General features: G+C 75.1%; 15 protein-coding genes. 5 read left to right on the top strand and 10 right to left on the bottom strand.

All coding sequences use genetic code 11. From position 1 onward, the window contains the following. The first annotated feature begins 53 nt into the window (after positions 1-53). The 3 genes from AC07AB_RS06145 to AC07AB_RS06155 all read left to right on the top strand — a co-directional run bounded on the left by AC07AB_RS06145 (position 54) and on the right by AC07AB_RS06155 (position 2864). Entirely contained in the window at positions 54-1520 is a 1467-nt protein-coding gene (locus AC07AB_RS06145; protein ID WP_478560793.1) for a phosphatase PAP2 family protein, read from the top strand. Between the two features lie 156 nt (positions 1521-1676). After that, on the top strand, positions 1677-2486 hold the full coding sequence (locus tag AC07AB_RS06150) for a class I SAM-dependent methyltransferase (protein ID WP_478560796.1): 810 nt from the start codon (positions 1677-1679) through the stop codon (positions 2484-2486). 24 nt (positions 2487-2510) lie between these two features. Continuing rightward, entirely contained in the window at positions 2511-2864 is a 354-nt protein-coding gene (locus AC07AB_RS06155) for a VOC family protein (protein ID WP_478560799.1), read from the top strand. A gap of 22 nt (positions 2865-2886) precedes the next feature. Here the strand turns inward: AC07AB_RS06155 and AC07AB_RS06160 are convergent, their stop codons facing one another. Together AC07AB_RS06160 and AC07AB_RS06165 are read right to left on the bottom strand one after the other, a co-directional pair. After that, positions 2887-4044, bottom strand: coding sequence for a sulfite oxidase (locus AC07AB_RS06160; protein ID WP_478560802.1), 1158 nt, complete (start codon positions 4042-4044; stop codon positions 2887-2889). 142 nt (positions 4045-4186) lie between these two features. Continuing rightward, positions 4187-6211 carry a DUF5107 domain-containing protein gene (locus AC07AB_RS06165; protein WP_478560804.1) on the bottom strand — a complete coding sequence of 675 codons (2025 nt, stop codon included), beginning with the start codon at positions 6209-6211 and terminating at the stop codon, positions 4187-4189. A gap of 198 nt (positions 6212-6409) precedes the next feature. Here AC07AB_RS06165 and AC07AB_RS06170 point away from each other — a divergent pair, with 198 nt between their 5' ends. Together AC07AB_RS06170 and fes are read left to right on the top strand one after the other, a co-directional pair. Further along, on the top strand, positions 6410-6745 hold the full coding sequence (locus AC07AB_RS06170) for a DUF6204 family protein (RefSeq protein ID WP_478560807.1): 336 nt from the start codon (positions 6410-6412) through the stop codon (positions 6743-6745). A 73-nt stretch (positions 6746-6818) separates the two neighbouring features. After that, positions 6819-8069 (top strand): enterochelin esterase, encoded by a 1251-nt coding sequence (gene fes, locus AC07AB_RS06175; protein WP_478560810.1) that lies wholly within the window; start codon positions 6819-6821, stop codon positions 8067-8069. A 1-nt stretch (position 8070) separates the two neighbouring features. Here fes and AC07AB_RS06180 read toward each other — a convergent pair whose 3' ends face one another. The 8 genes from AC07AB_RS06180 to dhbC all read right to left on the bottom strand — a co-directional run bounded on the left by AC07AB_RS06180 (position 8071) and on the right by dhbC (position 18580). Then, positions 8071-8622 carry a GNAT family N-acetyltransferase gene (locus AC07AB_RS06180; RefSeq protein ID WP_478560813.1) on the bottom strand — a complete coding sequence of 184 codons (552 nt, stop codon included), beginning with the start codon at positions 8620-8622 and terminating at the stop codon, positions 8071-8073. A gap of 25 nt (positions 8623-8647) precedes the next feature. Next, positions 8648-10042, bottom strand: coding sequence for a CoA transferase (locus AC07AB_RS06185; protein ID WP_478560816.1), 1395 nt, complete (start codon positions 10040-10042; stop codon positions 8648-8650). A gap of 66 nt (positions 10043-10108) precedes the next feature. Then, on the bottom strand, positions 10109-10360 hold the full coding sequence (locus AC07AB_RS06190; RefSeq protein ID WP_478560819.1) for a LapA family protein: 252 nt from the start codon (positions 10358-10360) through the stop codon (positions 10109-10111). A 229-nt stretch (positions 10361-10589) separates the two neighbouring features. After that, positions 10590-14732, bottom strand: a complete 4143-nt coding sequence (locus tag AC07AB_RS06195) for an amino acid adenylation domain-containing protein (RefSeq protein ID WP_478560822.1) — start codon at positions 14730-14732, stop codon at positions 10590-10592. After that, the gene (locus tag AC07AB_RS06200; RefSeq protein ID WP_478560825.1) at positions 14729-14959 is read right to left on the bottom strand and encodes a phosphopantetheine-binding protein; all 231 of its coding nucleotides are present in this window, start codon (positions 14957-14959) and stop codon (positions 14729-14731) included. Before AC07AB_RS06200 ends, AC07AB_RS06195 begins: the two co-directional genes overlap by 4 nt. 5 nt (positions 14960-14964) lie before the next feature. Beyond that, positions 14965-15597: an isochorismatase family protein gene (locus AC07AB_RS06205; protein WP_478560827.1), complete on the bottom strand. Its 633-nt coding sequence runs from the start codon at positions 15595-15597 to the stop codon at positions 14965-14967. 86 nt (positions 15598-15683) lie between these two features. Beyond that, on the bottom strand, positions 15684-17342 hold the full coding sequence (locus AC07AB_RS06210; RefSeq protein WP_478560830.1) for a (2,3-dihydroxybenzoyl)adenylate synthase: 1659 nt from the start codon (positions 17340-17342) through the stop codon (positions 15684-15686). Next, complete coding sequence (dhbC, locus tag AC07AB_RS06215; RefSeq protein WP_478561578.1) at positions 17339-18580, bottom strand: isochorismate synthase DhbC; 1242 nt, start codon at positions 18578-18580, stop codon at positions 17339-17341. Before dhbC ends, AC07AB_RS06210 begins: the two co-directional genes overlap by 4 nt. Between the last annotated feature and the right edge of the window lie 308 nt (positions 18581-18888).

Raw genomic sequence — 18888 nt, forward strand, 5'->3', positions numbered from 1 at the left:
TGGTGCCGGTGTCGGTGCCGCATCGGAGCGGCGCGCCGGGGTACACGTCGCGCATGCGAAATCCGTTGAGTACATGGGACCGCACGGTCTTCCACCAGGTCGCCTCCCGGCACTGGCCGGGCGGTGACCGCGTGCTGCCGGGGCTCACCCGCAGCGCGAACCACGGCGTGCTGTGGCTGGGCATCGCCGCCGGCGCCGCGGCGCTCGGGGGCCGGCCCGCCCGGCGGGCCGCGCTGCGCGGTGCGGTCTCGCTCGCCGCGGCCTCGGCCACCGTGAACACCTTGGGCAAGAGGTCGGTGGGGCGGCGGCGGCCCCTGCTGGACTCGGTGCCGGTGATACGGCAGCTCACCCGGCAGCCCTTCACGACCTCCTTCCCGTCGGGGCACGCGGCCTCGGCGGTGGCCTTCGCGACCGGCGTCGCGTTCGAGAACCGCTGGTGGGGGCTGGCCCTCGCGCCGCTCGCCGCCTCCGTCTGCTTCTCCCGCGTCTACACCGGCGTCCACTATCCGGGCGATGTGCTGGCGGGCGCCGCGCTCGGCGCCGGCGCGGCCTACGCGGTGCGCGGCCTCGCGCCGACCCGCTCCCAGCTCGCGCCCCCGGCCCGGCCGCAGGCCGACGCCCCCGCGCTGCCGGAGGGGCGCGGGCTGGTGGTGGTCACCAACGCCGGTTCCGGGCAGCGGACGTCGACCCGCCCGGACCGGGCCCAGGAGGTGCGCGAGGCACTGCCCGGCGCGGAGGTCGTCGAGTGTTCCGCGGACGAGGGCGAGCCGCTGGTCAAGGCGGTGGACGCGGCCGCGGTACGGGCGCGTGAACTCGGCGGCGCGCTGGGCGTGTTCGGCGGTGACGGCACCGTCAACGCCGCCGCCACCGCCGCCGTCCGACACGGGCTGCCGCTGGCGGTGCTGCCGGGCGGCACGCGCAACCACTTCGCGTACGACCTGGGCATCGAGACGGTCGCCGACGCGTGCCGCGCGGTGAACCGCGGGGAGGCGGTCGCCGTCGACCTGGCGCGCTTCGGGGACGGGGAGTACTTCCTCAACACCTTCTCCATCGGCGCGTATCCGGAGCTGGTGCGGGTGCGGGAGCGCTGGGCGCCGCGGGTCGGCGCCTGGCCGGCGGGAGTGCTGGCGGCCGTGCACGTGCTGCGCACGGCGACCCCCATCGAGGTGGCGGTGAACGGGCGGCGGCGCTCGCTGTGGCTGCTGTTCGTGGGCAACTGCACCTACCGCGGTCTCGGCCTGGCCCCGGTGCGGCGGCACGACCTGGCGGACGGGGTGCTGGACGTACGGGCCGTGTACGGCGGCCGGTTGGCCCGTACGCGCCTGATCACGGCGGCGCTGACGGGGGCGTTGAAACACTCGCCGGTGCTCGGCTCGGCGCGGGAGCGGCAGTTGTGGATCGGCGGGATACGGCGCGGCACGCATCTGGCCTTCGACGGTGAGGTCATGCCGAGTCCGCAGGAGCTGACGCTGGACAAGGAGAACGAGGCGCTGGTGGTCTACCGGCTGGTGGAGGAGTGACCGATGGGCGGGAGGGGGATGGCGGCCGGCCGCCGGGAGCGGCCGGCACCCCCTTCCGCCCATCACCATCCGCCCGAATAATGAGACGCCACTCTCGCGATTCGAGATCCGCGCGTACGGTGACGGCACCGCTTCACCCAAGCCGAGGAGGGCGCCATGCCGCAGGAAACCGCCGTCTACACCCACGGGCACCACGAGTCGGTGCTCCGCTCGCACACCTGGCGCACCGCCGCCAACTCCGCGGGCTACCTGCTCGGTTCCCTCCGGCCGCACATGCGGATCCTCGACGTCGGCTGCGGGCCCGGCACCATCACCGCGGACCTCGCGGAGCTGGTACCGCAGGGCCGCGTGACGGGACTGGAGGCGGCGGCCGGGGTGCTGGAGCAGGCGCGCGGCGTGGCGCGCGAACGCGGCCTGGACAACGTCGACTTCGCCGTCGGCGACGTGCACGCGCTGGACTTCCCGGACGACTCCTTCTCCGTCGTCCACGCCCACCAGGTGCTCCAGCACGTCGGCGATCCGGTGCGGGCGCTGAGCGAGATGCGGCGGGTCTGCGAGCCGGGCGGGATCGTGGCCGTACGGGACGCCGACTACGCCGCCATGACCTGGTATCCGCAGCCGCCGGCCCTCGACCGGTGGCTGGCGCTCTACCGGCGGGTGGCCCGCGCCAACGGCGGTGAGCCGGACGCGGGCCGGCGGCTGCTGTCCTGGGCGCGGCAGGCGGGGTTCACCGAGGTCACGGCGTCGGCGGACACCTGGTGCTATGCCACGCCCGAGGAGCTCGCGTGGTGGAGCGGGCTGTGGGCGGACCGCACCGTGACCTCCTCGTACGCCCGGATCGCGGTGGACGGCGGGCACGCCTCGGAGGGGGAGCTGGCCGAGATCTCCGAGGCGTGGCGCGAGTGGGGCGGGCGGGCGGACAGCTGGTTCGGCGTTCTGCACGGCGAGCTCCTCTGCCGCGTGTGATCGTCCCCAACTAGGCTGGCCCGTATGGACATTCTGGGGACCTCGCTGCGGGTGTGCGTGAACGATCTGGACGCCGCGATCGGTGTGTACGAACGGCTGACGGGGGCCGAGGCGCAGCGCTTCCAGCGCGGCGGCGTCTCGGTCGCGGCCGTCGGCTGCTTCTTCCTGATGAGCGGCCCGGAGGCGGAGCTCTCCATCCTCCGCAAGATCACCGCGACGATCGCGGTGGCGGACGTGGACATCGCCGTCGACGATCTGCGGGCGGTGGGCGCGCAGGTCATCGCGGGGCCGGTGCCGACGCCCATCGGGCGCAACCTGGTCGCCCGCCACCCGGACGGCTCCATCTTCGAGTACGTCGACCGCAAGCCGGCGCGGTGACGGGCGTAGCCGACGGCGGTCTCTAGACCACGGTCACCGGGCAGCGCACGACGGCGTCGAAGAAGTAGCCCTGGGTGTTGGGCACGGACCGGTCGGGCTGGGTGCGGCCCGCCGTGTCCGTGGCCCGGGCGAGGAGTTCGGCGGGGCCCGTGCCGCGGGGCCGCCAGTCGGTCTCCCAGCGCACCCAGCCGCCCCCGCACGGCTCGTCGCACAGCCGGGCGGCGCTCCAGCACACGCCGCCGTCCGTGCTGACGTCCACCCGCGCCACTCCCCCGCCGCCCGACCAGGAGCGCCCGGTGAGCCGGTGCGTGACCCCGGCGGGCAGGGCCGTTCCGGCGTCGATCTCCCAGGCGCTGCGGACGGGCAGCACGGTCATCGGCGCGCCGCCGGGCGGGTGGTCCGGCCCGAAGAGGCGGTAGAACTCGGTGGTCCACGGGGAGCTGAGCGGCCGATCGGAGACCTCGATGTCGCCGACCCATTTGACGGAGGCGACGCCCACCCAGGACGGGGCGATGATCCGGACCGGGTAGCCGTGGTCGTACGGGAGGGGTTCGCCGTTCATCTCGTAGGCGAGGATCACGTCGTCCAGCGCCTTGGCCACCGGCATCGGCCGGCGCACCCGGCCGTGGTCGACGCCGTCGCTGACGAAGGGGTCGTCCAGGCCGCGCGGCATCACGTCGACGGCCTCGGGCCGGATGCCCGCGAGGCGCAGTACGTCCGCGAGGCGGGCGCCGCGCCAGCGGGCCGCGCCCACCGCGCCGAGCGTCCAGGGGGTGCCGATGACGTCGTCGCCCTGCTGGCTGGTGAAGTAGCTGCGGCCGTTGCCGGCGCATTCGAGACAGGCGGCGCGGGTCACGGCGGGCAGGGCGCGCAGCTGGGCGTAGCTGAAGCGGACGGGCGCGCCGCGCAGTCCGCCGCCCCAGACCGTGAGGTGCCAGCTATCGGCGTCCAGCCGGGGCGTCGTGGTGTGGTTGCGCACGAAGAACCGGTCATTGGGGGTGTGGTAGCCGGTGCGGCGCAGGGCGGCGGGCACCGTCTCGGCGTTGGTGCCGCGGACGTTGAAGAGGTCGGGCGGCAGCGGCTTGAGGATGCCGCCGCCCCCGGCGGCCACCGCCGGCCTGAGCCGGCCGCGCCGCCGCGCGCTGTCGTCGGAGCGCTGCTGACGGGGGTGCGCGGACATGGCCGGTACTCCTGACGACGGGACACATGCCCGAGGGGCACGCGAGAGACGGACACCTGACGGGCGTACGGAGCGTCTACGAGACTATTTCCCGGCTCCGTGCCCGATAAGCACCTTCTGCGCCATCATCGGAGCGCTCCCGTCACACGGGCCGCATCCGGAAGTCGTAGTCCCTCGGCAACGGGTGCTCGGCCCGCGCCCGCTCGCGCACGTCGTCGGTGACCGGCCCACCGCCCGCCACGAGGCGCTCGGCGATGGCGTACCAGGTGTCGCCGAGCGCCTCGTCGCCCTCGCGCAGATCGTCCACCTCGAAGCCCCGGTCGAAGATCTCCCGTGCGGCGGGCGCGTCGGCGCGGGCGAGCAGGACGCGGGCGGCCAGCAGCCGGAAGCGACCGCGGTCACGGGTGGTGCGGGGCAGCGCGTCGAGTACGTCCGCGGCGTCCCGCGCGCGGCCGACGGCGAGCAGCGCGGTGATCGCCTCCTGGCCGAGCGCGGCGAGGGCGGCCCGCTGCTCGGCGCCGTCGTCGCAGCGGTCACCGGCGTCCCGGAACGCCTGGAGCCAGCGTTCGGCGGCCCGTTCGGGGTGGCCGCACTCCTGGTCGGCGACGGCCAGGCAGCGCAGCGACGGCCAGTGGTCCTTGGCCGAGTGCTCCCAGCTGCGGGCGGCCTGGGAGCGGTCGCCGGCGTGCCACTGGGCGACGCCGAGGTGGTAGCGGACGTCCGGGGTCGGCCGCGCCGCCTCCAGGTGCTCGCGCCAGTACGGGCCGACGAGCGAGGAGCCGGGCGGCAGGTGCCGGGGGTGCGGCGGCAGGCCGCCGGAGCGCAGCAGTTCGAGCCACGGGGCCTGCTGCGGGCCGAGCGTCGCGGCGTCGAAGGGGGTGCCGGGCAGCCGGTGTCCGGCGCGTTCGGCTTCCAGCGCGCCCCAGCCCGAGCCGGTGGCCAGGGCCTCCTTGGGTTCGGTGTCCGCGTACGGCAGCCAGGCGGTGTACGCGACGTCCACGTCGGCGCTCGGCAGCGCGGCTTCGAGCCGGCGCTCGGTCTCGGCGCGCGCCGCGGCCCAGTCGGGTCCGTGGGTCGCGGCGGGGTCCGCGGACAGCGGCCCGTACGCCTCCAGCCAGGCGAACGCGCCGCCGGGCGGCAGGGGTACGTGCTCCAGCTGGGTACGGGCGAGGCCCGCCTGCATCTCGGCGTAGCCGCCGGTGCCGGGCTCGGTCAGCCAGCGCTGCCAGCGGCGTCCGCCGGCGCCCGAGCCCCACCGGAAGAGCTTGCGGCCGCGGAGTGCGGCGGTCGAGGTCTGTACGAGGCCGCGGCCCTGCCCGTCGAGCGCGGCGATCCAGCGGCGCGCGCCGTCCTCGATGTCGTGGAAGAAGTCGGCGGGGTGCTCGCCGCTCAGCGGGTAGGTGCACTCGGCGTCTCCGGAGCCGGGGACGGGCACGCGGCGCAGGGATCTGTCGTAGCCGAAGTGCCAGGCGGCGTCGGCGGGGGCGAGGACGCGGGTGCCCGCGTCCTCGGGGACGGCGGTGTTGGACCACCAGTAGACGGGCGCGGTCCGCTCGCCGGGGTTGCGCACGCGCACCCCCGCGTACAGGAAGTCGGCGCCCTCGGGGAGCCAGAGGTCGATCTGGAAGACGAGGTCGCGCAGCCGCTCCCACTCCCACAGCCGCAGCATCTCGCCGCCGTCGGGGGCGGGGACCCGGGCGGCGTGCAGTGGGGCGGTGTTCAGCGGGCCGTGGCCGGTGGCGCCGATGTTCCATTCGATGCCGCCGGAGAACCAGGCGCCGTTGAGCGCGAAGTCGGCGGGCTGGAGGACCGGGTTGGTGTAGAGGAGTTCGCGCCCGGTGGGCTTGTGGAACAGCGAGTGGACGCGCCCGCCGAGGCCGGGCAGGACGGTGGCGCGCAGCCGGTCGTTCTCGATGACGAGGGTGTCGAGGCCGGCGGGGGCGCGGTGGCGGGTGTAGCCGTCGCGCAGCCGGACCGGCAGGACGGAGCGCAGCGGCGCGTAGCCGCTCTGGAGGGCCATGTCGGCGGGGAGGGCGGCGCGCTGCCGGGCGTCGAGCCGGTGCGCCTCGCCGTGCGGTCCGCGCGGCAGCAGGGCCGGCAGCGGGTTCTCGGGCCCGAGCGGTGCGGCGGGAAGGGTCAGGACGGCACGTCGGATGGTCGTGGCCACGGCAACCTCGCTCCTCGTCTGGCGCCGCCTCGCGGTGGCGCTCCGGCACGCCGTGCCCGGCGCCCCCCGATGACCATGGAACACGCTTCCGGCGCCGGTGAACAGGGCCGCCCCCGGTCAGGGTTGCGCAAAGAGCGGTGGTTAGCCTGGGTTCCGGGCCAAGATCCAAGGAAACCAGAACCCGAGGGGCGGGAAGCGGTGGCGACGGAACACACCTACCGGGTGACGGTGCGGGGGCGGTTCGACCACCTGGACCCGCAGGCGCGTGAGCGGCTGCTGGCCGAGGCGGACGCGCACGGACCGACGCGGTGGCGGTTCACCGAGGGCGGGACGTTGCGGTACCAGTCGGATCTGACGTCCTTCGCCTTCCGCTATCTGGTCACCGCCGACTCCGAGGAGGGCGACGATCTGGCGTCGCTGCTCGCGGAGGAGCGGGCGGTCCAGACGCTCGACGCGGCCGGTTACGGCTATGCGGAGCTGCACTGCGAAGCCACTGACATGGACGTGAAGAAGGTCGGCCGCAACGGGCGATGAGGCCGCCGGGGCGCCTGGAGCACAACGGGTAAGGTGAACCTAACCCGTTCGCCCCGCCCCGGAGGTCGTGTTCATGCCGGTGTCCGCCCCGCCGACCGGTACGGCCAAGCGCCCGCCGCCCATCCCCCGGCCCGCGCCCGTGGAACGCGCGAGCAGCCCGCTGATCGCCTCCCTCGGGCCGCACCCGGACGCGGCCGGATTCTGGCGTGCGCTGCCGGGCACGCCGCTGATCGAGCCCGATCCGGCCGGCTCGGCCGACCACGCGGTGGTCACCTTCCTGTGGCGGGGCCGGGAGGCGACGCGCGCGGTGCTGGTGCTGCCGAACAAGGTCGCCGACCCGCGCGCGCTCGACCGCAACCTCATGGACCGCGTGCCGGGCACCGACATCTGGCACTGGTCGGTGCGGATGCGCCGCGACTGGCGGGCCACCTACACGCTCTGCGTGGACGACGGGCAGGGGCCGCCGGAGCTCGAAGGCAGCTCGTACGGTGCGTGGTTGCGCGGCCAGGGCCGCCGCGACCCCCTCAACCCCCGTTCGTTTCCCCCTCGGTGGGGCGGCGAGCCGGTCTCCGTCGTCGAACTCCCCGACGCGCCGGCCCAGTCGGACTGGCTGCCGCGCCCCGGCGTGCCGGCCGGCACGGTGTCCACGCATACGTTCGCGAGCGGCGTCCTCGGCAACGAACGGCGGGTACGGGCGTACGCGCCGCCCGGCGGCGGCCACCGCGACCTGCCCGTACTCGTCCTCTTCGACGGCGAGATGTGGCAGCCGGGGCTGGGGACCGCGACGCTGCTCGACAACCTGATCGCGGACGGCCGCGTTCCGCCGCTGCTCGCGCTGTTCCCGGAGTCCCTGGGCAGCGACGCCCGCTGGACGGAGCTGACCTGCAACGACGGCTTCGTGGACTTCCTCGCCGACGAGCTGCTGCCGTGGGCGGAGGCCCGCTGGCCGCTGACGGCCGACCCGGCCCGTACGGTCCTGGCCGGGCAGAGCCTGGGCGGCCTGATGGCCGCCCACGCCGCCGTCCGCGCCCCGCACCGCTTCGGCAACGCGCTGGCCCAGTCCGGCTCCTTCTGGTGGCCCGACGGCCCGGACGCCCAGTGGCTGACGGGCGTCATCGCGGCGTCCGCGGAGAAGCTGCCGGTGCGCTTCCACCTCTCGGCCGGGGAACAGGAATGGGTGCTGCTCCCGGCCAACCGCCACCTGCGGGACGTGCTGGAGGCGGGCGGCCACGATGTGCGCTACCGCGAGTTCAACGGCGGGCACGACTATCTGTGCTGGCGCACGGAGCTGGCCGACGGGCTGGTGCACCTGCTGGGGAGCTGAGCTACCGGGCCGGGCCCGCCGGGATCATCTCGCTGGTGATGGCCCAGCGTTCGTGGTCGCGCCACGCGCCGTCGATGAAGAGGAAGTCCGGCGAGAACCCCTCCAGCCGGAATCCGAGCCGCTTCACGAGCGCCAGCGAGAGCTCATTGGCGGGCTGGACGTTCGCTTCGATCCGGTGCAGGCCGAGCGGGCCGAAGGCGTGGCGCAGTACGAGCCCCATGCCCTCGGTCATACGGCCGCGCCCCGCGCTGGGCGCGAACGCGCCGTAACCCACGGCCCCGCACCGGAAGAGGCCGTGGACGATGTTGTTGATGTTGACGAACCCGGCCGGCTCGCCCGTCGCCGACTCGCAGACGACGAAGCCCTCGCGGTCGGGGACGTCCAGCCGGCCGAAGAACGTCTCCCACGCCGCGTCCGTGGTGGGCGGCGTCAGCCACGGGTGGTGCAGCTCGACGCTGGCCCGCGCCAAGGCCGTGAACCGCTCCCCGTCGCCGTGCTCGATACGGCGGATGCCCACCTGGGGCCCGGTCATGAGATAGGCGTCGTCGGACATCGGACCATCCTAGGAAGGAGCCCGATCACCGCCAAGCGGGTTTGTCGGTGCCCCACAGCCCGGGCAGCGAGGGGAAGTCGCGCGGGCCGCCGTCGAAGGAGACGGGCGGCAGCGCGTACCGCACACGCCCCAGCGGGCCGTCGGCCTCGGCGAGCCGGCGCGTGGGATCGTACGCGCCGGTCGGCTCACCGGCGTCCGGCCTCAGGTCATTGACCAGCCAGGCCGCCGTCCGCGCGAGCGCGAGGCGGGCCAGATACGCGCCGCCCGACGCCTGCCGGAGGGTGGCCGCGCGCAGCACGGCGGCGGCGAGCAGATATCCGGTGCCGTGGTCGAGCGCCTGGGCGGGCAGCGCGCCGGGGTGGCCGTCCCGGTCCGCCTCGATGGCGGCGATGCCGCTCGCGGCCTGCACGAGGGAGTCGAAGCCGCGCCGGTCGCACCAGGGGCCGTCCGGGCCCCAGGCGCTGAGCTGGGCGACGATCAGGCCGGGGCGGCGCTCGACGAGCGCTTCGGGCGAGAGGCCGTGCCGGTCGAGCGCGCCCGGCCGGTAGCCGGTGACGACCACATCGGCGGTTGCCAGCAGTTCTTCGAAGACTGTCCGGTCAGCGGTGTCGCCGAGGTCGAGGACGGTGGACCGCTTGCCGAAGCCGGTGTCCGAGTGGGCGGCCTGGCTCTCCGGGAGCCGCGGGGCGTCGACGCGCAGTACGTCGGCGCCGAGCAGCGCGAGGGTGCGGGTGGCCACGGGCCCGGCGATGACGCGGGTGAGGTCGAGGACGCGCAGCCCCTCGGCGGGCCGGGACGGCGCGGGCGCGAGCGTACGGGCCGGGGCCTCGCCGATCCGGTCCAGGGACAGCAGGGGGCGGCCGGCGACCGCCACGCCCTGCGGGTGTTCGGCCCAGCTCCGCGGCCCCCTGACGGCGACGGCGAGCCCGCCCGCCGCGTAGACCGCTTCCTGCACCTGCTCGGCCTCGCGGCCCGCGAGTTCGGCGGCGGCCTGCTCGACCAGCCGCTCGTCGTCCGCGGCGGCGTCCAGGCCGAGGGCCGCGACCAGCCGGGCGCGGTGGTGCGGGTAGTTGGCGTGGGTGCGCAGCCAGCCGTCCGCGGTGCGCCAGAACCGGGACAGGGGCGCGAAGACCGAGCTGCCGCGGCCGTCGATCCGCAGGTGGCGCTCGCTGACGAACGCGGTGGCCACGGCTCCGTCGTCGACCCGGACGGCGGGGAGGGGCCCGCCGCCGCGGGCGGCGGAGAGTTCGGCCGCGGCGAGCGAGGCGACGGCCACGGTCGAGCGCGCGAGTTCCCGTACGGGCAGCCGCGCGGGGAGCACGTCATCGGGGCCCTGGTAGCTGATGGTCGCCGGGAGGGCGGGGTCCCCGCCGAGCGCCGCCCAGGCGTGAGCCGTTCCGTCAATAGATCGTTTCAGCACACATCCAGTGTGGCACTCAGTGCCGCTGGAGGTGAGGGCCGTCCCTTCCTTTTACGGTCAGTCCCGTTATTTGCGGCCGAAGGTGACGAAGCGGCCCACCAGCCAGCCGATCACCAGCATCACGGCCAGCGCGATCCACAGCGGGACCGTCACCTCGGGCAGCAGCAGCCGGATCCTGACCTGCCGGGTGTTCTCGAAGACGAAGACGATCGCGAGAACCGCGATCACCAGCAGCACCAGGCGGCCCGGCGTCGCCAGCTCCCTGACCCGGCCGCCCGAGGTACCGCCGCTCGTCTTCGTCGAGGTCTTGGAGCTCATCGCGTGACCCTTCCCGTCGGAGCGCGGGCCGCGGGCCGACGGCCCGTGTCCGGGCCCAGCGGCCTGCCGCCCGCCTCCAGGATGGGCCGGAGCCGGCCATTCCGCCCGGCGGGGCCGCTGGGCGGCCTCTTCCGCGCGCGCCGCGCGACGGCGCGTTGGCCCGTACGGATGACGCACCGGCGCACCGTCGCGCGCGGATACCGGCGTCGGGGACCGGCGCGCGCGGGTGTCAGCCCCGCTCCCCCAGGTGGCCGGCCACCGCCTCGGCGACCGCGGCGATCGGGCCCGGCTGCGTCATCTGCGGGTGCAGGCAGTCGATGTCGCGGTTGATCAGACTGCCGGTGACATACGGCCGCCAGGCGTCCCTCGTCAGCCAGTCCTCGGCGCGGGGCGCCGTGGCGGTGAAGAAGAGCGCGTCGCCGTCGAAGACGCGGTGGCGGTGTTCCCGCATCAGGGTGGCGTTGTTGACGACGATGTCGACGACGGCCGTCAGGGTGTGGTCGGAGAGGCTGGCCAGTGCGCTGCCCTCGGTGCGCAGCGTCGTGGTGACCTGCTCACGGGTGAGCGTCCCGGAGGCGTCGAACTCGAACCCCGCCATGCGCAGCAGCGCGCCGAGCGCGTCCGCCTCCTTGGGCCCGGCCCGGCCGCGCCACTGGTCGGACGGGTAGGCGTCGAGCATGGCGAGCAGTTCGACCTCCTCGCCCTCCTCCTGGAGCCGCACGGCGACGGTGTGCGCGATGACGCCGCCCACCGACCAGCCCAGCAGGCGGTACGGGCCGTGCGGCCGCACCTCCCGGATATGGGCCAGGTAGTCCTCGGCCATCTCGTCCATGGTGGCGGGGAGCCGGCCTGTGGCCGTGGCGGGGGTGAGGCCGCGCGCCTGGAGCCCGTACACCGGCTGGTCGGGGCCGAGATGGGCGAGGAGCCCGGAGTAGCACCAGCTGATGCCGCCCGCCGGGTGCACGACGAACAGCGGGGCGCGCCCGCCGCTCGTACGCAGCGGCAGCACCACGTCCAGAGCCTGTTCGGCGTCGCCCGCCTCGTGCAGCCGCTCGGCGAGCGCGGCGGGGGTGGGGGCCTGGAAGAGCGCGCCGATGGCGAGCCGGGCGCCGAGGGTGTCCCGGACCCGGGCGACGAGCCGGGCGGCGAGCAGGGAGTTGCCGCCGAGGTCGAAGAAGCTGTCGTCGACCCCGACGCGGGGCAGCGCGAGCGCCTCCGCGAAGAGCTGGGTCAGGGTCTCCTCGCGGTGGTCGCGGGGCGGTCGCCCGGCCGTGGCGGCGATCTCGGGGGCGGGCAGCGCCTTGCGGTCCAGCTTGCCGTTGGCGCTGAGCGGGAAGCCGTCCAGGACCAGGAGGGCGCTGGGCACCATGTAGTCGGGCAGCCGGGCGGCCAGGCGGTCGCGCACCGCGGCCACGTCGACGGCGCCGGCGGTTTCGAGCGGGCCGGCCTCGGCGGCGGCATCCACCGAGGCCGGAGTCACATAACCCACCAGGCGCTGGTCGCCGGGGGTGTCCTCGCGGACCAGGACGCACGCCGCGGCGACGTACTCGTCGGCGCTCAGCACCGCCTCTATCTCGCCGAGTTCGACGCGCAGGCCGCGCAGCTTGACCTGGTGGTCGGTGCGGCCGAGGTACTCGACGCCGCCGTCCGGGCGCCAGCGGGCGAGGTCGCCGGTCGCGTACATGACGTCGCCGGGCGCCCCGAAGGGGTCGGCGACGAACCGCTCGGCGGTCAGGTCGGGGCGGCCGAGGTAGCCCGTGGCGAGCTGCGCGCCCGCGAGGTGCAGTTCGCCGGGCACGCCGGGCGGGCAGAGTCCGCGGGCCGCGTCCAGGACGTACAGCCGGGTGTTCCAGACGGGCCTGCCGATGGGCACGGGCCCTTCCTCGCCCGCCGCGCAGGCGTGGTACGTGACGTCGACCGCGGCCTCGGTCGGCCCGTACAGGTTGTGCAGCGGTACGCCGGGCAGCAGGTGGTGGAACTGGTCGGCGCACTCGCGCGGCAGCGCCTCGCCGCTGCAGAAGACGCGGCGCAGGCTCGTGCACGCGCCGGCTCCGGGCTCGGTCAGGAAGACCTGGAGCATCGACGGCACGAAGTGCGCGGTGGTGATGCGCTGTTCGCGGATCGTACGGGCCAGATAGGCGGGGTCCTGGTGGCCGCCGGGCTCGGCGAGCACCAGGGTCGCGCCCACTCGCAGCGGCCAGAAGAACTCCCAGACGGAGACGTCGAATCCGGACGGCGTCTTCTGGAGCACCCGGTCGTCGGGGGCGAGCCGGTATTCGGCCTGCATCCAGCGCAGCCGGTTGTCGATCGCGGAGTGCGGGACGACGACGCCCTTGGGGCGGCCGGTGGAGCCGGAGGTGTAGATGACGTACGCGGGGTGCTGCGGGGTGAGCGCGCGGCCGGGGTCGGTGGCGGCGCACCCGGCCAGCTCCGCGCGGAAGGCGGGGTCGTCGAGGACGAGGACGGGCAGCTCGGTGGGGGGCAGCGCGGGGCGCGTGGCGGCGTCGGTCAGGACGCAGACCGGCGCGGCGTCGTCCAGGGTGTAGGCGAGCCGGTCGGCCGGGTAGTCCGGATCGAGCGGCAGGTAGGCGCCGCCGACCTTGAGGACGGCGAGGAGCGCGACCACCAGGTCGACGGAGCGCGGCACGGCGACGGCGGCGAGGCTGCCGGGGCCGACGCCGAGGGCGGCGAGGCGGCGGGCGAGGCGGTTGGCGCGGGCGTTCAGTTCGCTGTAGGTGAGCGACTCCGCGCCGAAGACGAGGGCGGTGGCGCCGGGGGTGCGGGCCGCGCGGGACTCGATGGGCCCGATGAGGGTGGTCGGCGGCACGGCCACCGCGGTGTCGTTGAACTCGCCGAGGATCTGCTCGCGCTCCTCGGCGGTGGCGAGCGGGAACGCGGCGAGCGGGGTGTGCGGGTCGCTGTCCGCGATACGGGTCAGCAGGTCGAGGAAGCGCCGCTGGTGGGTGGCGAGTCCGTCCTCGGTGTAGAGGGCGGGGTTGCCGTCGTAGTCGATGCGCAGGCCGCGGCCGTCGGTGCGGTCGTAGACGTTGACGGTGAGGTCGTCGACGGGGCCGGCCGAGAGGTTGTGGGCGTCCGAGCGCGCGCCGGCGAAGGTCAGCGCGTAGTCGAAGGGCATGACGTTGACGAGGGGTCCGACCAGCGCCCGGCCCTCGCCGAGGAGGCCGAGGTCGCGGCGGATGTCCTCGTAGCGGTAGCGCTGGTGGCGGCGGGCGGCCCGGATGGCGAGGACGACCTGGCGGGTCAGTTCGGCCAGGGTCGCCTCAGAGCCGACGGTCAGCCGCAGCGGCAGCACATTCATGACCATGCCGGGGATGCGCAGCGCCACGGAGCCCATCCGGCCCATCATCGGCAGGCCCAGCACGACCTCGCCGGCGCCGGTGGTGCGCGCGGTGCACAGGGCCTGCGCGGCGAGCAGGACGTCCGGCCAGGTGGCCCGTACGGCGGTGGCGAAGGCGCGGAGCCGTTCGGTGGCCTCCGGGGCGAGGTGGGCGGTGCGGCGCAGGAAGGTGCGCGACGGCAGCGCGGTGCGCCCGGCCGGCGAGGGGGCCTCGGGCCGGTCCGCGAACGCCTCGGTCCAGTGGGCGCGGTCCTTCTCGTACGCGTCGGAGCCGCGGTATTCGGCGTCGTCGGCGACGAGTTCGGCGAGGCGCCCGAAGGGGCTGGGGCCGGGGTCCTCGCCGGCGGCGAGGGCGGTCACGGTCTCGGCGACGCGGCGGGCGAGGAGGGAGTAGCCGTACCCGTCCATGACGGCGTGGTGGACGCGCTGGTACCAGAGCCAGCGGTCGTCGGCCACCCGGAAGAGGGCGTGGGCGAAGAGGGGTCCGGCGGCGAGGTCGAAGGGGACGTCGAGGTCCGCGCGCATCCAGGCGCGCGCGGCGGCGTCGGGGTCGGCCTCGCCGCGGGCGTCGAAGACCCGCAGCGGGAAGGGGAGTTCGCAGCTGTGGTCCCCTGCGCCGCGCTGCCTGCCGACGGGCAGTCCGAGGAAGGCGTCCGAGGCGCCGGGCGCGGAGGTCCCGGCGGCGGACGGGGCGGCTGCCGCGAGGGGGGCGGGCGCGAGGGCGCGGGGCACGGGGGCGAAGGTCAGCGGCAGCTGGCGGGGCCCGTCGGCGCTCTCCACGAGCCGTACGCACAGCGCGTCGGCCTCACCGGCCGTGCGGCGCAGGGCCTGGGCGAACAGGGCCGGGTCGAGGGGGCCGTGGATCTCGATGCACTCGGCGGTGTTCTGGGCCGGGCTGTCGGGGTCGAGGGCCTGGGCGAACCACATGCCCGCCTGGGCCGAGGTGAGGGCGAGCCCCTCCGGCTCCGGGGCGGCGGGCGTCGCCGGGGTCCGCTCGGGGGTGCGTACGGTCATGCCGGCTCCCCCAGCAGCGCCCACCAGCGGTCGATCCCCGGCGCTTCGGCGAGGTCGGCGAAGGTGACCTCGGCGCCGTGGTCGCGGCGCCAGCGCTCGATGAGGGTCATGATGCGGACGGAGTCGAGGCCGTAGTCGACGAGGTTCTCGTCGTCGGGGATGTCGGCGGGGTCCTCGCCGAGCACGTCGGCCACGTCGGCCCGGATCTGCTGGATGGTGAGCGCCATGGGGGTCAGCGTCCTTCGAAGATGCGGTCGGCGGTGGTGACGACCGCGCACTTGGCGGCGGCCCAGCGCAGCGCCATGTGGTGGTCGGCCTCGGAGAAGTCGGCCACGGCGTCGGCGACGAGGAACGCCTGGATGTCGCGCATCCACGCGTCGCAGGCGCTCATCAGCACGCCGATGTGCGCGTACACGCCGACCACGACGATCTGGTCGCGGCCCTGCGTGGCCATCCGCTCGGCGAGGTCGGTGCGGACGAAGGCGCTGTACTTCCACTTGGTCAGCACCGTGTCGCCGTCCTGGGGCGCGACGCGGTCGGCGACGGCCTTCAGCCGCTCGTCGTCGGGCAGGCCCGGCCCCCAGAAGTCCTGCTGGAGCCCGCGCTCGTCGGGGCTCTGGCCGCCGGGCTGCGCCGAGTAGACGACGGGGACGCCGCGCTCCCGGCACTCCTTCGTCAGCCGTTCGACGCCCGCGAGGAGTTCGGTGACCGGCGACGCGTCGGCGGTGAAGGCGTCCAGGAAGTAGTTCTGCAGGTCGTGGACGAGCAGGACGGCGCGGTCGGGGTCGACGGTCCACTGGACGCGGTTCACCGGGAGGTCGGCCGCGGTGGGCATCGGGTAGGGGGCGATGGCCGGCAGTGCCATGGGGGTGCCTTTCAGGTGCTGGGTCGTGCGCTGCGGTGCCGCCGGGCGCCCGGCCCGCTGCGCGGTACGGGCGCCCGGCCGGGGGCTCAGCGCGTGGTGGTCTGCGCTCTGAGCCGCTCGGCGATGGCGGCGCGTAGGTCCTTCTTGGAGATCTTGCCGATGCCCGTCTGCGGGAAGGCGTCGACGAACTCCACACGGTCGGGGATCTTGTAGGCGGCGAGCCCGCGCTCCCGTACGAACTTTTTCACGGCGACGGACCGGATCGGCTCGGCGCCGTCGCGCAGCATGACGTAGGCGCAGGTCCGCTCGCCGAGGTAGTCGTCGGGCATGGAGACGATGGCCACGTCGTGGACGGCGGGGTGGGCGAGTATGTGGTTCTCGATCTCCTCGGCGGCGACCTTCTCGCCGCCCCGGTTGATCTGGTCCTTGGCCCGGCCCTCGACGACGAGGTAGCCGTCCTCGGTCATGCGCACCACGTCGCCGGTGCGGTAGAAGCCGTCCCGGGTGAAGGACTTGGCGTTGTGGGCGGGGGCCCGCCAGTAGCCGCGGATGGTGTACGGGCCGCGGGTCAGCAGGTGGCCGGTGCCGCCGGCGGGGAGGTCGTTGTCCTCGTCGTCGACGATGCGGATCTCGTCGTCGGCGGAGATCGGGCGGCCCTGGGTGGTGACGATGGTCTCCTGGGGGTCGTCCAGCCGGGTGTAGTTGACCAGCCCCTCCGCCATGCCGAAGACCTGCTGGAGGGTGCAGCCGATGGCGGGCCCGACGCGCCGGGCGGCCTCCTCGCTGAACTTCGCGCCGCCGACGAGCAGCACGTCGAGGCTGCTCAGGTCGGAGCGGGTGGTGGCGGCGGCCTCGGTCCAGACGATCGCGAGCGGCGGCACCACTCCGGTGATCGTGACGCCTTCGCGCTCGATGAGCGGGAAGGCCACGTCGGGGCTGGGCTGCGGGGCGAGGACGACGCGGGCGCCGGCGTACAGGGCGCCGAGCGTGCCGGGCGAGCTGAGGGGGAAGTTGTGGGCGGCGGGGAGCGCGCAGAGGTAGACGCTGTCCTCGTCGACCGCGCAGATCTCGTTCGACCCCCAGAGCGAGTACATGTAGTCGTCGTGGGTGCGCGGGATGAGCTTGGGGACGCCGGTGGAGCCGCCGGAGAGCTGGAGGAAGGCGAGGTCGTCGGGGCGGGGGCCGTCCTCGACGGCGACGGGCTCGCGCTCCACGTCGGCGAGCGCGGTGTGCTCGCCGGGGTCTCCCGCTACGAACACATGGCGCAGGGTGGGGACGTCGGCGCGTACCTTCGTCGCCAGCTCGCGGTGGTCGAAGCCGGCGTTGACGTCGGGGATGACGTAGGCGACGGCCTCGGTGAACTCGCAGAAGTAGCGGATCTCGCTCTCGCGGTGGGCGGGCAGCGCGAAGACGGGCAGCGCGCCGATCCTGAAGAGCGCGAAGACGGTCTGGAAGAACTCGGCGACGTTGGGCAGCTGGACGACGACGCGGTCGCCCTTGGCGATGCCGCGGGCAAGGAGCCCGGCGGCGAGCCGGTCGGCGCGCTCGTCGAGCTCCCCGTACGTCCAGCGGCGGCCGTCGCCCGCGGGGTCCACGATCGCCACCCGGTCGGGGTGGTTGAGGGCGCGCTCGCGCAGCATCGACCCGAAGGTCTCGCCGCGCCAGTAGCCGGCGTCGCGGTAGCGCTCCGCGTAGTCGGCGGGCCAGGTCGGCGCGTCCGGTATCGCGGGTGTTTCGAGGCTCACTGGTCTGCCCCCACGGCGTGCAGGAAGGTACGGAACTTGGCGCCGGTCTCGGCGGTCTCCGCTTCCGGCGTGGACGCTGCGACGATACCCGCGCCGGCGTAGAGGCGCAGTGCGCCGCGGTCGGCCTCGGCGCAGCGGATGGTGACGACCCATTCGCCGTCGCCGTCGGCGTCGCCCCAGCCGACCACGCCGCTGTACATGCCGCGGTCGAAGGGTTCGAGTTCGCGGATGACGTCGCGGGCGGTGCCGGTGGGGGTGCCGCAGACGGCGGGGGTGGGGTGCAGGGCGCACGCCAGTTCCAGCGCGGAGGCCCGGGGTTCGTCGAGCCGGCCGCTGACGGTGGTGGACAGGTGCCACATCGCGGCGGTGCGTACGAGGGTGGGCTGCGCGGGTACGTCCAGGTGCTCGCAGTACGGGGCGAGGGCGTCGCGTACGGCGTCGACGACGACCGCGTGCTCGTGCAGGTCCTTGGCGGACTCCAGCAGCGCGGCGGCGCGGCGTACGTCCTCGGCGAGGTCGGCGCTGCGCGGCACGGAGCCGGCGAGGGGGTTCGCGACCAGGCGGTGGCCGCGGCGGGAGACCAGCAGTTCGGGGCTGGCGCCGAGCAGGGTGCGGCCGGGGCCGGAGGGTACGGCGAAGGTGTAGCCGGTGGGGTCGCGGCGGGCCAGGCGCTGGAGGAGGCCGGGCAGGTCCAGCGCGTCGGGGTCCTCGGGCGCGGTGAGTTCGAGGGTGCGGGCGAGCACGACCTTGCTGAAGTCGCCGCGCCGCATGCGGCGTACGGCCTCGGCGACGGCGTCGCCGTACGCGGCGGGTTCGGGGACGGGGCGGATCCGCCAGCGGGTGGCCTCGGGGGCGGCGGCGGGGAGCGCGATCAGCGGGTCCTCGGCGAGCGGCGGCGCCCAGCGGGCGGTCTCGGGCACGGCGAGGGCGGCGGGCGCGTCCTGGTCGAAGGGGACGGCGCCGACGACGAGGGGGGCGGGGTCGCCCGCGGCGCGCCGGGCTTCGAGCGTCTCGGCGACGCGGTGTGCCAGCGGCCGGTCGTCGTGCGGCACTTCGGCCCGTACGCCGTGGGTGAGCAGGGTCCTGGTGGGCGAGGCGAAGAAGCGGGCGTCGCCGGGGGCGTAGGCGTCGAGGAGGCCGGTGGCCACGCCCACGGTGCCGGTGCCGGGTGCGGCGGTGCGGGGCCGTGCGGTCGCCGGCCGGGCGGGTGCGGCGGGGCGGCTCACGGCGGACCGGATGGTCGCGGCGGGGGCGGGCGGGGCCCCGGCGTCCGCCGGGCGGTGCGCGCTCTCGGGGGCGGGGCCCGACTGCTCCGGGTCCGCCGGGGCGGCCGTGCCGCCGCCGGCGGTGCCGGGTATCGGACGCTCGGCGACATCATGCGCCCTGGTCACCTGGTGCTCCGTCTCTCCGACGCTCGTGGCGTCGGCTGGGGTGGGGGAAGTGCTCGCCGCGGCGGGGCCGGTGGGCTCCGGCCGCGTCCTGGTGGGCCGGGCGCGGGGCCGATCGGGCTCCGGGTCCGCCGGGAGTGGGTCGTGGGCGGGGGCCG

This window comes from Streptomyces sp. NPDC044033, assembly GCF_056434425.1.